The 13,956-nt window shown below is 42.5% G+C and carries 14 protein-coding genes and 1 riboswitch; all 14 genes read right to left on the minus strand.

The features are described 5' to 3' along the window. The 14 genes from V5M37_RS18580 to V5M37_RS18645 all read right to left on the minus strand — a co-directional run bounded on the left by V5M37_RS18580 (position 1) and on the right by V5M37_RS18645 (position 13,889). Positions 1-1,689, minus strand: coding sequence for a bifunctional metallophosphatase/5'-nucleotidase (locus tag V5M37_RS18580; protein ID WP_423798645.1), 1,689 nt, complete (start codon positions 1,687-1,689; stop codon positions 1-3). 160 nt (positions 1,690-1,849) lie between these two features. Further along, on the minus strand, positions 1,850-2,305 hold the full coding sequence (locus V5M37_RS18585) for a flavodoxin domain-containing protein (RefSeq protein WP_423798646.1): 456 nt from the start codon (positions 2,303-2,305) through the stop codon (positions 1,850-1,852). Further along, positions 2,302-3,339, minus strand: a complete 1,038-nt coding sequence (locus V5M37_RS18590; RefSeq protein WP_423798647.1) for a ribonucleotide-diphosphate reductase subunit beta — start codon at positions 3,337-3,339, stop codon at positions 2,302-2,304. Before V5M37_RS18590 ends, V5M37_RS18585 begins: the two co-directional genes overlap by 4 nt. Positions 3,340-3,354: 15 nt before the next feature. Further along, entirely contained in the window at positions 3,355-5,643 is a 2,289-nt protein-coding gene (locus V5M37_RS18595) for a ribonucleoside-diphosphate reductase subunit alpha (protein ID WP_423798648.1), read from the minus strand. Between the two features lie 137 nt (positions 5,644-5,780). Beyond that, a riboswitch (cobalamin riboswitch) is annotated at positions 5,781-5,981 on the minus strand. A gap of 86 nt (positions 5,982-6,067) precedes the next feature. Continuing rightward, positions 6,068-6,517 (minus strand): OsmC family protein, encoded by a 450-nt coding sequence (locus V5M37_RS18600; protein ID WP_423798649.1) that lies wholly within the window; start codon positions 6,515-6,517, stop codon positions 6,068-6,070. 282 nt (positions 6,518-6,799) lie between these two features. Continuing rightward, positions 6,800-7,333: a cysteine hydrolase family protein gene (locus tag V5M37_RS18605; protein WP_423798650.1), complete on the minus strand. Its 534-nt coding sequence runs from the start codon at positions 7,331-7,333 to the stop codon at positions 6,800-6,802. 125 nt (positions 7,334-7,458) lie between these two features. Continuing rightward, positions 7,459-8,460 (minus strand): LLM class flavin-dependent oxidoreductase, encoded by a 1,002-nt coding sequence (locus tag V5M37_RS18610; RefSeq protein WP_423798651.1) that lies wholly within the window; start codon positions 8,458-8,460, stop codon positions 7,459-7,461. 126 nt (positions 8,461-8,586) lie between these two features. Next, a complete protein-coding gene (locus V5M37_RS18615) occupies positions 8,587-8,730 on the minus strand; it encodes a hypothetical protein (protein WP_423798652.1) in 144 nt (47 codons plus the stop codon). A gap of 36 nt (positions 8,731-8,766) precedes the next feature. Continuing rightward, the gene (locus V5M37_RS18620) at positions 8,767-8,904 is read right to left on the minus strand and encodes a hypothetical protein (protein WP_423798653.1); all 138 of its coding nucleotides are present in this window, start codon (positions 8,902-8,904) and stop codon (positions 8,767-8,769) included. 118 nt (positions 8,905-9,022) lie between these two features. Next, positions 9,023-9,922 (minus strand): formyltetrahydrofolate deformylase, encoded by a 900-nt coding sequence (purU, locus tag V5M37_RS18625; RefSeq protein ID WP_423798654.1) that lies wholly within the window; start codon positions 9,920-9,922, stop codon positions 9,023-9,025. 108 nt (positions 9,923-10,030) lie between these two features. Next, positions 10,031-10,699 (minus strand): phosphatase PAP2 family protein, encoded by a 669-nt coding sequence (locus V5M37_RS18630; RefSeq protein ID WP_423798655.1) that lies wholly within the window; start codon positions 10,697-10,699, stop codon positions 10,031-10,033. Positions 10,700-10,863: 164 nt separating this feature from the next. Beyond that, positions 10,864-11,880 (minus strand): NADP-dependent oxidoreductase, encoded by a 1,017-nt coding sequence (locus V5M37_RS18635; protein ID WP_423798656.1) that lies wholly within the window; start codon positions 11,878-11,880, stop codon positions 10,864-10,866. A 166-nt stretch (positions 11,881-12,046) separates the two neighbouring features. Next, complete coding sequence (locus tag V5M37_RS18640; RefSeq protein WP_423798657.1) at positions 12,047-12,934, minus strand: NAD(P)-dependent oxidoreductase; 888 nt, start codon at positions 12,932-12,934, stop codon at positions 12,047-12,049. A 22-nt stretch (positions 12,935-12,956) separates the two neighbouring features. Then, a complete protein-coding gene (locus tag V5M37_RS18645; RefSeq protein ID WP_423798658.1) occupies positions 12,957-13,889 on the minus strand; it encodes a D-2-hydroxyacid dehydrogenase in 933 nt (310 codons plus the stop codon). Positions 13,890-13,956: the final 67 nt, after the last annotated feature.

The raw sequence follows: 13,956 nt of genomic DNA on the forward strand, positions 1-13,956 counted from the left end.
TTAATTTGCCAGATTTACAATGCGTCCTTCCACACTTGGACTGACGGTTTTATCTTCTTGGGCGCTTACATATTCAGTAAAGGTTTCCCAGTCGACATATCCCGGCTCGCTGACACGACCTTCACTGTATGCTTTTGCGAAAACAGTAAAACCGTCTCCGCCTTTTGCGGTGAAAGTGTTCGTGGCAACAACGTAAGTTTTATTAGGATCAAGAGGAACATAGTTAACGCCATCCTCTTTTACATCGATTGATTTCACCCTTTGGCCAACAGGTTGACTGCTATCGTAGGTAAATTTCAAACCGGATACTTGCAGGAAGCCGCCAAATGCTTTCGGTGCGTCTTTCACACTGATTTCTAAAGCCTCTTTAATTTCCGCACCCGTTAATTTCATAATGCCCAGCGAGTTTCCAAACGGCATAATTTCAAATACATTCGCCAAGGTAATATTCCCCGCAGGCACAGTCGCTCGAATCCCGCCGCCATTTTGGAATGCAATAACCGTTTCTGAGTTGATGGTTTTTGCTTTAGCAAGCATTCCATCAGTAATCAGGTTCCCCAGATTGGTTTCAACAGTTCGTGCAGGCGGATTACCGCCAATTAAGTCAACCGTTGTTTTACCAATCACGGTCTTTTGCATTTCTACTACAGCTGGCTTGTATTTAGTTTCGAGTATCTGTGCCGCCTCCGGATCTTCTGGCACTTGACTAAGATCAACAAGCTTGCCTCCGAAATTCACAATTTTTCCTTTTTTATCAAATTGAACATCTAGTGTCCCTAGGTATTTGCTGTATTCATTTGCTTGGACAATGACTGTCGGCTCCTTGCCGGCTTCTACCACGACCGGCTGGTCTAGTTTAGTATGCGTATGCCCGCCGACGATGACGTCAATCCCATCAACTTCCTTGGCTAACGTCAGGTCGTTATCTCCGCCTCCATCATCATACCCGATATGTGTCAATGCAATAATTTTATTGACGCCTTTTTCTTTAAACGATTTGACTGCTTGTTTTGCTTCTTCTAGATAATTTTGAAAAACCACATCAGGGCCTGGGCTGGAAATGTCCACGGTTTCGGCAGTCGTCAATCCAAAAATCCCGATTCTCTCCCCGTTTACCTTTTTAATAATGCCATTGTAAATTTCGCCATTGCGCTTGGGATTGTTTTTTATTTCATCATTAAAATACGGGTTGATATTTCCATCTTGCTTAAAGTCGACATTTGCGCTGACAAATGGAAATCCCGCCCCTTTCACAAAATTCGCCAAGGTGGCTGTCCCTTTGTCAAATTCATGGTTGCCAAATGTCATCGCGTCATAGCCCGCAAGATTCATAAACTCAAGATCGGCCAAACCCTCGTACTTGTTAAAATAAAGTGTACCGCTAAAAACATCCCCAGCGTCCAATAAAAGTGAACTTGGATGTGCTTCGCGCACTTGTTTAATAGCGGTTATCCTTCTTGCAACATTGTCTAAATGTGCATGGGTATCATTGGTGTGCATGATAGTCAACGTATAGTTGCTTTTGTCTTTATTATGTAGTGCAGATTCATAGGAGGCATTTGCTTGTGCTTTTACTGACGGTGCAGGAGGCTCTTTAGGGGCTGCAAGAGCAGCAGTGGCGGTTGTCATCATGGCTGCAGCAGTTAATACAGAGAAAAACTTGCGGTAAAGCGTTTTTTGAACTTTCATCCAATCCCCTCTTTACATTTAAATTTTTACCCTGGTGTATGAATTCATACGTCACTTCTATTTTAGCAAATTTTTCTAGTGATATCCCTCCTTTTGCGCATATGACTGAAATTAATTCCAAAAATGCGAGAACTATTTTTTAATTCTCGCATTTTTTTGTTTACGAACCCAAAGCAATTCTTTGGTTGATTCGTTGTACAATAGCATCCACAAACATCCTGCATCGCTCTAAGTCCTTCGCCTGCGGAATCACTTCAATTTTAAGAGTGGCCGCCAAGTTCGTCTGAACAAAAAGCATATCCCTAAATTCATCAACTGCCCCGCAAAATCTTGGGTACCCGCTGTCGCCAGTCCCTGCCGCCCCCGTGATCATACCTCTGACCTCCAATGTTTCAAAAGCGCGGTACAGTTCCATCATTCCATATGGAATTTCCCCATTTCCCCACGTATAGGTTCCAATCACGACCGTATCAAACCTCGCTAATTCCCAAACCGGAAATTGGTCGACACGGAATAAGGCTGTATCGCTATTTTTCTGTAAAAATAAACGCCACAGCAAATAGGCTAATTCCTCCGTATTCCCTGTTTTTGAGGCATAGACGATAGCTATTTTCATAACTCATCGAACCCATTTGATTGGGTGACTTTGGAATAGGTCCGCGGCTTCTGCTCGAAGAAGTCAGATTTTGTTCCGTTCAGCATTTCATCACTAAACACATGGATCCACGGCATCGGATTGGTCCTATCCTTGTATAAATTTTCAAGGCCAAGCTGACGCAGGCGCTTATTGGCAAGGTATTCCGTGTATTCTTCGTATTCGCCCAACTCAATCCCTTTAATATGCTTCAGAATGAACGAAGCCCATTCTTTTTCCAATGCAACGGCCTTTCCAATCGTTTGATAAACAAAATCCATATTCTCCTCAGTATTAAGCTGTGGGTTTTCCGTTAACAGTATCCGAATAAATTGTGCCATGAAGTAGGCATGCTGCATTTCATCCCGCTGAATATAGCTAATCATCGTGCTCGTTTTCAGCATTTTCTGCTGTCTTGCCAAATGATAGAAAAAAGCAAAGCCCGCATAAAAATAAATTCCTTCTAGATTAATAGAGTTCACGCTTAATTCAAATAGATGCTGTGCGGTCGGCTCCACGCGAAATCTCTCATATGAATCCAAAATCAGCTGGTTCCGTTTTTGTACAATCGGGTCACTTTTCGCCTGATTAAACCGCTCATTCTGCTCTCTTAACGGAACTAGCGAGCTCAAAATATACGAATAGGATTCATTGTGGACTGCCTCTTGCTGGGCAATCACTGCAAAAATCGCTTTAAAGCTGGAATCGGTCACATAATCCATTACTTGTGTCATCGTTGGTGTTTGCAGACTGTCTAGTGATGCTAGCTGGGTATTGATCCGCAAAAATACATCTTTTTCAATGTCACTAAGCAGGTCCCATTGTTTTATGTCATCCTGCATATTAATCTCTTGCGCTTTCCAAAAATTTGATAACAAAGTTTGATATAAATCATACATCTGTGGATAAGCAATATCATTCCAATTCAGCAAACCCGACGACTGGCCATTGATGATGCCGGTTGACTTATTGGGAAACTCTGGATTCAAAAGTTTAATTTTTTTCAAAAGTTTCATCTCTATTTCCTCCTGTCAGCTATGACAAGCTTCGCATTCCTCAATTTCCGTTTGCGATGTGCTTCTAACGTAGTACGTCGTTTTCAACCCCTGCCTCCATGCTTCCATATGAAGGTTTAACAGTTCTTTCGCCTTGATATCATGTCGGACATAAAGGTTAAAGCTGATTGCTTGGTCAATATGACGAGCGCGGGCCGCATTTTGTTGAATGCTCCACTGCTGATCGAGCTCGTGCCTTGCCCGGCGGTAATAGATATACGTTCGATGGTTCAAATCCGGTGCCGTCACTTTAAACTTAAAGTTTTTCTTTTCCTCCGCGTATTCGACAGAGTAAATTGGGTCAATTCCGTCGGTTGAGCCGCCAATTTTAGCTGTTGATGAATTCGGAGCGATGGCCATCAACCAGCCATTCCGGAGCCCGTGCTGAGCTACCTCCTTTTTTATCTCCAGCCACCGTTCAGAGCGGTAATTTTTCCGCTCAAAATATTCCCCGGTCTGCCACTCCGAACCATGGAACTGACTGTAAGCTCCTTTTTCACGGGCCAATTCCATTGAGGAACGGATGGTATAGTAGGCAATCTCCTCATAAAGCTCGTCCGCAAATTCAACAGCCCGCTCCGATTCCCAGTGTATCCCCTTCAACGCTAAAAGATGATGCCATCCAAACGTACCGAGACCGATAGCCCGGAATTTTTGATTCGTCAGCTGCGCCTGTCCTACCGAAATGGTATTTAAATCAATGACATTATCCAGCATTCTGACCTGGATACGGACCAAACGCTCCATTACCTTAGCCGGGACTGCTTTTGCAAGATTAATAGACGATAGATTACATACCACGAAATCACCAGGTTTTCGAACAATTACTATATTTCCTTCCTGATCCTGGTATTCGTTAACAATTTTTGTGGCTGACATATTTTGCGTGATTTCCGTACAAAGGTTGCTGCAGAAAATCGAGGTACGGCCCTTCCCTAATAGATGTTTATTGGGATTTTGCCGGTTGACCTCGTCCCGGTAAAACATATACGGCGTCCCCGTTTCCAATTGCACCATCATGATTCGCGCCATAATATCCATAGCCCTATACGTTTTTCGCGGCAGTAACGGATGGTTAACAGCCTCTTCATATTTATCCCTAAAATATTTCCGGTCAATTTCATCGTAAAAATCCTCTAGCCCTAGGGGATTTCCATTCGCATCTTTCCAGCCCATCACCTGTTTCACTTGATGAGGACAAAAGGTATGCCACTCGCCGATGCTTCTGCCATTCCCATCGGTCTCCTGCAGTTTTTCCATAAAAAGATCCGGCACGCAGACACCTGTAAAAATATCATGTGCTTTCCGGCGTTCGTCCCCATTGTTCGTTTTCAAATCCAGGAACCCGTTCATTAGATCCTTGTGAAACAAATCCAAGTAAACAGCAATTGCCCCCTGGCGCTGGCCTAATTGATCAACACTGACGGCCGTATCGTTGACCAATTTAACCCATGGTACGACACCGGAGGAATTACCCTTGAACTTTTTAATGTCTGAGCCTAATGCCCTCACCTTCCCAAAGTAAATCCCAATCCCGCCGCCATCTTTGCTTAACCGGGCAATGTCCCAGTTATTTAAATAGATGCCATCAAGGGAATCGTCCACCGTATCAATGAAGCAGGAGGACAGCTGGCCAAAGCTTTTTCCGGCATTCGCCAAGGTGGGGGTGGCGACAGTCATATATAAATTACTCAATGCCCAGTAAGCTTCTTTTACCAGTTTTATCCTCACGCCCCTTTTCTCGTATTTCATGATTGTCATAGCAATGATCATGAAACGTTCCTGCGGTAGTTCGAAAATGTTCCGATTATGGTCCCGGGCAAGATAACGGTCTGCCAATAGGAATAACCCTATGTAATTAAATAATTCATCCCGCTCAGGATTAATCTCTTTCGCTAATTCCTCTACTTCCTCTTTCGTATATAGATTTAATAGGTCACTAGAATAAATCCCTATACTACTTAAATGTATAATTAAGCTGTGTAGATCCCCATATTTTAGTGAAGAATCATAGCCTCTATTCTCTGCTGCATTAATATAGAGTTCATACAGATATAAGCGGGCCGCAACAAAAGTCCAATCCGGCTGGTCCATTGCAATTTTGTTGACTGCATATAATAATCCCTGCTGATTTGCCTCCTCTTTTGACATATCTAGCTCCATAATTTGTTTTTCCAGCCCCGTTGTATCCAGCTTGTATTTCATCGAAACTTCCTTAATCGATTCTAAAACTTCGTATAAATCTGATTTTTCCTGTGTGGTCATGGTTTTCCCCCTATAAATAAAAAATCCGCTTCGGGTGGATCCGAGCGGATGAAACGAGCAAACAACAAAAAAAGAAAGAGGAAACCATGCCTTCTTTTCTGTCGCCGTCGTTTCCTCTTCTCAATCCCCGAAGAAGTTGAAACATCTTAAGAAAGACAGGTCTCCTGACTTATGCATCACTCTACTCTAAGCCCTTCCCGTATAAGCACCTATTTTCATAAGCATTCTTATACAGTGGTTTGCTCATTTCGTCAGCATTTACAGTTGCGGGGGCAGTTCCGGCATCACACCGGATTCCCTATTAAGCCGTATTCGGCGTCTCTCTTTAAGGATAACACAATATATAGTTTTTAGTTTTATAAACAAAACAATATATAGAAAAACTAATATAAATATTAGTACAAGCTCATTTTTTGGTCAAGTATTATTTTCCATCAACGACAACATTTGGCTCTACTGAAATATCGATACTTGGCCGTAATGTCTGAGAAATAAAGCAAGCTTTTTCAGCCCGGACTGCAATCTCTAGCAATTTTTCTGGAGAGACCCCCGAGTCACTATTAATATAAAAAACTGGACGATGGATAATTTGTTTAAACTTCAATTTGCCATCCTCCCTGTCAACTACACCCTCAGAACCAACCTCGAGTTTTTCTAACTCAATTTTACGATTCCCCAGCATCGCCCCTAGTGTAATCATATAACAATTATTGGAAGAAGAAATAAGCAGCTCCTCCGGATTTGACCCGATTCCTGGACCCTCCATATCCGCCGGTGCGGAGACAGTAATATCAAGCACGCCTCCTTGAATATGTCCCTTTCCATTCCGGTCTCCCTGCCAGCTGCCATTTACTTTAAAGTGAAAGCTTTCCATTTTGCAAATACCCCTTTACGATTTATTTACGAACCATCCTTATTAACCTTTCAACAAAAATTCCTAAAACCCTGCAAAAAATGACAAAAAGGAATCTTACATTTTTCAATGTAAAATTCCTCTATTCTTCCCTTTAATGTGCATGGTGATTATGATGGCGGTGGAACATTTGATGATTAGAATCCACTGCCATGATCAAAACTCCTAAGCCCATCTCCACAATCCCAACAATCAGAAAAATCAGCAATTTTTAGCGAGACATACGTTGCAAAAAGTCTTAATTTAAAAGATAACCTTATCCGCCTTTACAATAGCAATCTGATGTTCAGGAGTTTTCACCCCTCTTAGTGTACTATTATGGAGATTTATTATTTGCTCGGCAGTATAAACGCCGTCAACGGTGGTATGACCATCCTCAACTAATGTAACATCAAAACCTTGTGATAAGGCCGCACGGCAAGTCGTATCAATGCAGAATTCCGTTCTAACTCCGACCACAACAAGGTGGGTCACACCGCGCTTTTGCAACTCTTCTTGTAATTCCGTTTGATAAAAAGAATCTGCCGCCCGTTTATAGATCACAATATCCTGCTCGCGTGGAGTAATCCCAGGAGCAAACTGCCAAAACTGTGTTCCCCTTGCTAGTAAATCCCCCTTCGGACCTTCAAACTGAATATAAAAGACCGGGACATTTTCCCTTTCCGCTTTAACAATCATCTTTTGTATCACAGAAAACGTTTCATCCTTTTTATAAGTCCCCCAAAGCGGACCTAACTGAACGTCTATAACCAATAATGATGATTTTCCTTCTCCCATTAATCCATTCCCCTTTCAGCGAATTTTTTAATTGCCCCACTAATTTTACATCTTTTTCCATAAAATTCGTACAAATAAGATAATAAAAAAGCGCAAATATCCCGCAAGATATTTGCACTTTTTTTCTATTTCCCTTCCACAATTTCCTTCAATATCTCATACGACCGTTTTTGTTTTTCAACATCATAAATATAGGTAACAGCCATAAGTTCATCCACATTATATTTTTCCTGAAATGCTGACAACTGCTCCCGGACGGTCTCTTTACTTCCCAACATCGTCATTCTGGACATGGACATCACCATTTCCTTCTCCATTGGAGTCCAAATTTGTTCCATATTTTCAACCGGCGGCTGCAATGGCATACGGGAACCGCGAACAACATTTAGGGAAAATTGCCGCATCGTAGTTGATAAGAAACTTGCTTCCTCGTCTGTTTCGGCAGCAACCACGTTTAAACAAACCATCATGTATGGCTGATCCAAATACTCAGACGGCTGGAACCGGCTGCGATAAATCGAAATCGCATCCTCCATGTATCTTGGCGCAAAGTGGGAGGCAAAAACATATGGAAGTCCCAGACTTGCCGCCAAGTAAGCAGAATCTGTCGAGGAACCAAGAATATAAATAGGGATATTCGTTCCTGCCCCAGGATATGCACGGACATAACCTTGCTGGTCTTCAGGTCCAAAATACGTTTGCAACGCTTTAACATCTTCAGGAAACGTAAAAACAGAATCATTTTTCGAACGTCTTAGTGCATTTGCTGTCATCATGTCTGTTCCAGGAGCGCGGCCGAGACCAAGTTCAACCCGCCCCGGATAAATGGTTGCCATCGTTCCGAATTGTTCAGCAACTACCAATGGGGAGTGGTTCGGGAGCATAATCCCGCCCGAGCCCACGCTAATTTCATTTGTATGTTCTAAGGTATGTTTTATTAAAATGGCCGTCGCAGAACTGACTAGTGTCGGGGTATTATGGTGTTCCGCAATCCAATAGCGTTTATATCCCATTTTTTCAACTGCCTGTGCTAAATCAACCATTGCTTCAATCGCTTGTTTTGAATCCTGTCCTTCTCGAATTGGGGCAAGGTTTAATACGGAAACTGGTATATGGATATTTGTCATTATTTATAAGTCCTTTCTTTAAACAGATACACTACTATAGTAACAATGACAGTTTAGGAACAAAAATTAAATGCTTATGTAAAAAGAAAAAGGTGTCACAACATACAGACACCCTTTATCTTCATATTAATTGTTATTATTCTTCTGCTGAATCGAAACATGTTTCGGTGGTTTAGGATAGTCTGCTTTTTCTGAATCATCGGGACCGGTTAAAGTATTTCTCTGATCTAATACCTTTCCTGAGTACTCAATTGGATTTTTATCTGCCATTTTTTTCACCTCATTTTTTATTGGATTTAAGTAAGTTTAAACTTCATTTCCTTTTTCGCCATATTTCATTCTTCTTTCAGCTTCGCTCATCCGGTTTTGCGGCGGTTTGGTTTTATTGAGTGCCTTCTTTAATTCCACCGTTGCATCATCGTTTGTGTTATATTTCTTATCCATGAAATTCACTCCTTTTCGTTTTTATTATGAACTGAATTAAAAGCTTCATTCTTCCAGACTAACGCAAAAAAGCCCCCCATTATCACGGGATGGCTTTTAAAAATATATGAACTTCGCATTAAAAGACAATCGTCTTATTCTCATGGACAATAACCCGGTCTTCTAAATGCCATTTGACCGCACGCGCTAATACACTCCGCTCGATTGAACGGCCGATTTTCTTTAGAGCCTCAACATTCGAACGGTGGTCAACCCGGGCAATATCCTGCTCGATAATTGGCCCCTCGTCCAAATCATTGGTCACGTAATGGGAGGTGGCCCCGATTAATTTTACACCGCGACCATATGCCCGTTCATACGGCCGCGCCCCAATAAAGGCTGGCAGGAACGAATGGTGGATGTTGATAATTTTATTCGGGTTAGCAGCCACAAAGTTCGGCGTCAAAATTTGCATATAGCGGGCCAGCACAATGACATCAATTTCATGTTCCTTGAGGAGCTGCAATTGCTTGGCTTCAACCTCCGCACGGATGTCCTTATTGGCAGGAATATAGTAGAACGGAATATTCAGTCCTTCAACCACATCCCTAGCCTCTTCATGATTGCTGATGACAAGAGCGATGTCCGTCAATAAATCACCGCTTTGCCATTCCCATAAGAGTTCAAGCAGACAGTGCAATTCCTTTGATACAAAAATCGCCGTTCTTTTCAACTCAAAAACCGGTCTAAAGCTCCATTCCATTGAAAACTGCGCAGCGATCTCAATAAATTTTTGTTTCATTTCCTGAGCTTTATCTTTTAAAGAGGGGCATTCAAATTCAATTCTGATGAAAAAACGCCCGCCCTCTGGATTAGTAGAATACTGATTGGACTCAATAATATTTGCATTGTAGGAATATAAAAATTGCGAAATGGCAGCCACAATACCCGGTTGATCCGGACAACTGACTAAAAGCCTGCCGCGATTTTGATTCTTCTCTTGAAATTGTTCTAGCTGATCTTTAAAAAACGAACTCATGATAGCTACCTCTACCCTCATTTTAATTATTGTGAATTATTATACAATTTAAAGTGGGGCCTTGTCACTATCTAAATATAAAAACGGGTGGCGCGCCACTCCGTTTTGTTACGTCTTTTTCAACTGTCTCCCTTTTAATTGCGGCTGCCTTTCTACATACCATTGGAAAAACCAGATAGTTGTTGTCATCCAAAAACCGCTTGCAAAATAGCCGCCAATAATATCACTTGGATAATGAACACCCAAATAGATACGGCTGATGCCAATCATCAAAATCATAATGATACTAAAAATAATCAACAGTGTGCGGCCTGTTCGGGTAGCAATATGTCTCCAAAGCAGGAAGGCAAGTATTCCATATACAGAAAATGCATTCATCGCATGTCCGCTCGGAAAGCTATAGCCACCGATTTCTATCAATCGATGAAATTCGGGCCGCGCTCGGTGAAAGATTGATTTTAATATGGAATTGATAATCGGGGTTCCCGCAATCACGGCAATGAATAATATCAATTCCAGCCGATGGTGAAGCACCTTATAGAGAAAGTAAATAATAAGGATGCTGAGAATTACCACTATTTTTGTCGACCCAATAAAGGTGAAAAATTTCATGATGGCTGTTAAGGCAGGTGACTCAAGTCCCTGAACGGAATTTATTATGGTGCTATCAAATCGGACAATCTTATGAGCCTCGATAAGCGTTGCCATCAATGCAAAGGCTGCAAGGGAGATGACACTTATGATGAATGCACGTGTTAGCTGAAACTTCAAGTTCATTGCTGGTAACCTCACCGATAAAATTTCCTTTATTTTACCCTATTTCTGTTTAAATCATAAAGCTTCGGGTAAAATAGGCAACTTGTTTGTTATTTCTAATACCGTTTTATACCCACTCCGGGAAAAACACAAAAGTGCCCCAAAAGGGACACTTCTTTTCTTCTTTATTCCTCAGCCACTTTCACCAGCTGTTTACCGATGTTGTCACCGCGGAAAAGTCCTAGGAAGGCATCTACAGTGTTATCAAAGCCTTCGACAATCGTTTCACGGTATTTGATTTTTCCTTCCCTTACCCACTGGGTAAGCTGTGTTATGCCTTCCTTGTTGTGCTGGGCATAGTCAGAAACAATGAAGCCCTTCATCAAGGAACTGGTTGTCAACAACTGACCAGCCACTCTTGGACCGATAGGCAGCTTATCCGCATTATATTGAGAGATTTGTCCGCAAATGGCGGTTCTGGACTGGAAGTTAATTAAGGACATCACCGCATCGCTTACAGTACCCCCAACATTGTCGAAATAAACATCGACACCGTTAGGGCAGGCTTCCTTCAATGCTTTGCGAAGGTTATCTGCTGTTTTATAGTTAATCGCAGCATCAAAACCTAGTTCCTCTGTTAAATAGGCGCATTTATCGTCTCCGCCTGCAATACCAACGACTCGGCAGCCTTTTAATTTAGCGATTTGACCGACAACTGTTCCAACAGCTCCAGATGCTCCTGAAACGACGACCGTTTCCCCTTCCTTCGGCTCCCCTATGTATAACAATCCAAAATAAGCAGTTAATCCAGGCATTCCGAGCACATGCAGTGCAGTAGTCACAGGTGCCAATTCTGGGTTAAGTCTGCGAAGACCGCCTCCATCAGAAACGTTATACTCAGCCCATTCCATAAGGCCATCTACATACTGTCCCGCTTCAAACCGAGAATTTTTCGATTCGATTACTTTTCCAACGACCCCGCCTTTAAATGGCTGACCTACTTCATATGGCTTGGCATATGATTTGGCATCCGACATCCGGCCTCTCATATAAGGGTCAACAGACAAATATAGTGACCGTATTAGCACTTCACCATCCTGAAGTTCAGGAACATTCTCCTCAATAAATTCAAAATTGCTTTCATCTGGCATTCCTACTGGCCGGCTAGCCAATAAAATTTTTCTGTTCAAAAGGTTTGTCATCTAACCACTCCCTGTTTTATCTACTCCAAGAAGCAATTCTAGGTGCTTGATTATAATGTTCTACTTTTACGGCCATTCTCCTGCCAGAACACAAAATTAATGCGCGTATACCTTCAATTTATCCTATTTTTCTTACTATTTCGGCAATATCCTTCGCTACACCCTGTTATTCCAATCCCGCTTCTTCAAGAGCAATTCTAGCAAGTGCAGCCCAATCCTGATTTCCGCGATTTTTGGCCACTGAGGTTAGCAGGCGGTTATGTAATAGACCCGCTAACGGCATCGGTGTCTTGGTCGAATTCGCTTCCTCCAAAACTAGGTTGCAATCCTTAAGACCAAGCGCCAGCTGAAAACCCGCCGGTTCAAACTGCTTGTTGGCAATCATCTGGCCATAGCTTTGATACACTGTACAATTAAATAAGGTTGATGCATAAATTTCAGCAGCCAACTGCCGGTCAATACCATTTTTCTCAGCTAAATTAAAGGCTTCAGCCATGGCTTCCATTGCTGCCATAATCATAAAATTTCCGCCTAACTTGATGACATTGGCACTTTCAGGCTCCTCCCCAACATCAAAAACACGCTGGCCGAGCGCTTCCTGGATGGATTTTACCCGCTCTTTCGCCACACTGGACCCTGAGCTAAGAATATTCAATTTTTGAGCTGCCGCTGCTTCCGGACGGCCAAAAACAGGAGAGGCGACATATTGGCTGCCGTGCTCCTGATGATAAGCTGCTAATTTACGTGAAGTTGCTGGAGCTATCGTACTCATTGATACATGGATACCGCCCTGACCAAGCACTTCCCCAAACCCATTTGGTCCCAATACTAGCTCTTCCACTGCCTGATCGTTTGCCACCATCGTAATCACGATTCCGCCAGGTGCTGCGGCGTCTGCTGGCCTGTTCACTTGCTCGGCGCCAGCTTCAACAACTGCCTTTGTTTTCTCGGGAGTTCGATTGTAAACCTTCACCTGAAAACCTGCCTTCAATAAATTCATAACCATAGGCTCTCCCATATTTCCAAGGCCGATAAAGCCGATTACTCGTGTCATTTTCGTTCATCCTCCTGTTATTCTAATATCCCTTATTGGTATCTACTCTATTGTTAAGAGGTTTGTTTTCTTCCAAGTTTCTGAGTGTATCCAAAAAACACGCCGCCCCTTCTTCAGGTGTCGTTACCGCTGAAATATGAGGGGTAATCAGTACGCCAGGATGTTTCCATAATGGATGATTTTCCGGCAGCGGCTCCTGTGTAAACACATCCAGGACAGCATACCGGACCTGCCCGTCTTCCAAAGCTTGCAGCAATGATTCTTCATCCACCGATGCTCCCCGCCCTACATTAATAAAACCGGCATTTGTTACTTTTTGAAAGACTTGACTATTAAAAAATCCAGCCGTTTCTTCCGTCAGCGGCATCGTGTTGATGATCACATCCATTTCCCCTAGGATGGTAAAATGAGATTCAACAGTCAAAGCCTCTTTAAAATACTCTTTTTCTTTTCCACTTTGGGAGACGCCGTAAACCTCCACTCCAAAACTAGACAAAAGCTTGGCGACAGCCTGCCCAATTTCACCGGTTCCATAGACCATCACTTTGAGTTCATTTAATAGCTTCGGAGTCCGTTGCTGCCATTTTTTCTGCAGCTGTAATTCCCGAAACTCCTCGTGACATTGTAAGTCTCTTAATATGTAGCTTAAACAATACTCTCCGATTCTTTGACCAAACGTACAAACTGTCCTTGTTAAAAGTACACTATCGTCCCAGGTCTTTTTATATAAAAAGCGGTCAACTCCCGCACCGAGCGAGTGCACCCATTTTAAATGACTGTAATCGTAATCCGATTTAAGATTAAAAGATACAAGTGCATCCGCCCATTTCAAATCCGCCTGATTCACTTCAGCCTCGGGGATATAACGGAAATTCTTTTGGACGCCCGCATTTTGGACGTATGCCCGAAGCTCCTGATACATGGGGCTGACAATTAAAATATTTTCGATTTTCACAATAATTCACCTCTTCAACATTAACTCCATTTTAAGGATAATTGGGAAAAAACTCAAAAAAGAAGCG

The organism is Neobacillus sp. SAB-20_R2A (genome assembly GCF_049568635.1).
Taxonomy (GTDB): Bacteria; Bacillota; Bacilli; order Bacillales; family Cytobacillaceae; genus Neobacillus; species Neobacillus citreus.

Coding starts and splice junctions, on each gene's coding strand:
- V5M37_RS18595 (WP_423798648.1), bottom strand. CDS start 5,643: ATGACCACACAGGAAAAATCAGATTTATACGAAGTTTTAGAATCGATT.
- V5M37_RS18580 (WP_423798645.1), bottom strand. CDS start 1,689: ATGAAAGTTCAAAAAACGCTTTACCGCAAGTTTTTCTCTGTATTAACT.
- V5M37_RS18585 (WP_423798646.1), bottom strand. CDS start 2,305: ATGAAAATAGCTATCGTCTATGCCTCAAAAACAGGGAATACGGAGGAA.
- V5M37_RS18640 (WP_423798657.1), bottom strand. CDS start 12,934: ATGACACGAGTAATCGGCTTTATCGGCCTTGGAAATATGGGAGAGCCT.
- V5M37_RS18630 (WP_423798655.1), bottom strand. CDS start 10,699: ATGAACTTGAAGTTTCAGCTAACACGTGCATTCATCATAAGTGTCATC.
- V5M37_RS18600 (WP_423798649.1), bottom strand. CDS start 6,517: ATGGAAAGCTTTCACTTTAAAGTAAATGGCAGCTGGCAGGGAGACCGG.
- V5M37_RS18605 (WP_423798650.1), bottom strand. CDS start 7,333: ATGGGAGAAGGAAAATCATCATTATTGGTTATAGACGTTCAGTTAGGT.
- V5M37_RS18590 (WP_423798647.1), bottom strand. CDS start 3,339: ATGAAACTTTTGAAAAAAATTAAACTTTTGAATCCAGAGTTTCCCAAT.
- V5M37_RS18610 (WP_423798651.1), bottom strand. CDS start 8,460: ATGACAAATATCCATATACCAGTTTCCGTATTAAACCTTGCCCCAATT.
- V5M37_RS18615 (WP_423798652.1), bottom strand. CDS start 8,730: ATGGCAGATAAAAATCCAATTGAGTACTCAGGAAAGGTATTAGATCAG.
- purU (WP_423798654.1), bottom strand. CDS start 9,922: ATGAGTTCGTTTTTTAAAGATCAGCTAGAACAATTTCAAGAGAAGAAT.
- V5M37_RS18635 (WP_423798656.1), bottom strand. CDS start 11,880: ATGACAAACCTTTTGAACAGAAAAATTTTATTGGCTAGCCGGCCAGTA.
- V5M37_RS18620 (WP_423798653.1), bottom strand. CDS start 8,904: ATGGATAAGAAATATAACACAAACGATGATGCAACGGTGGAATTAAAG.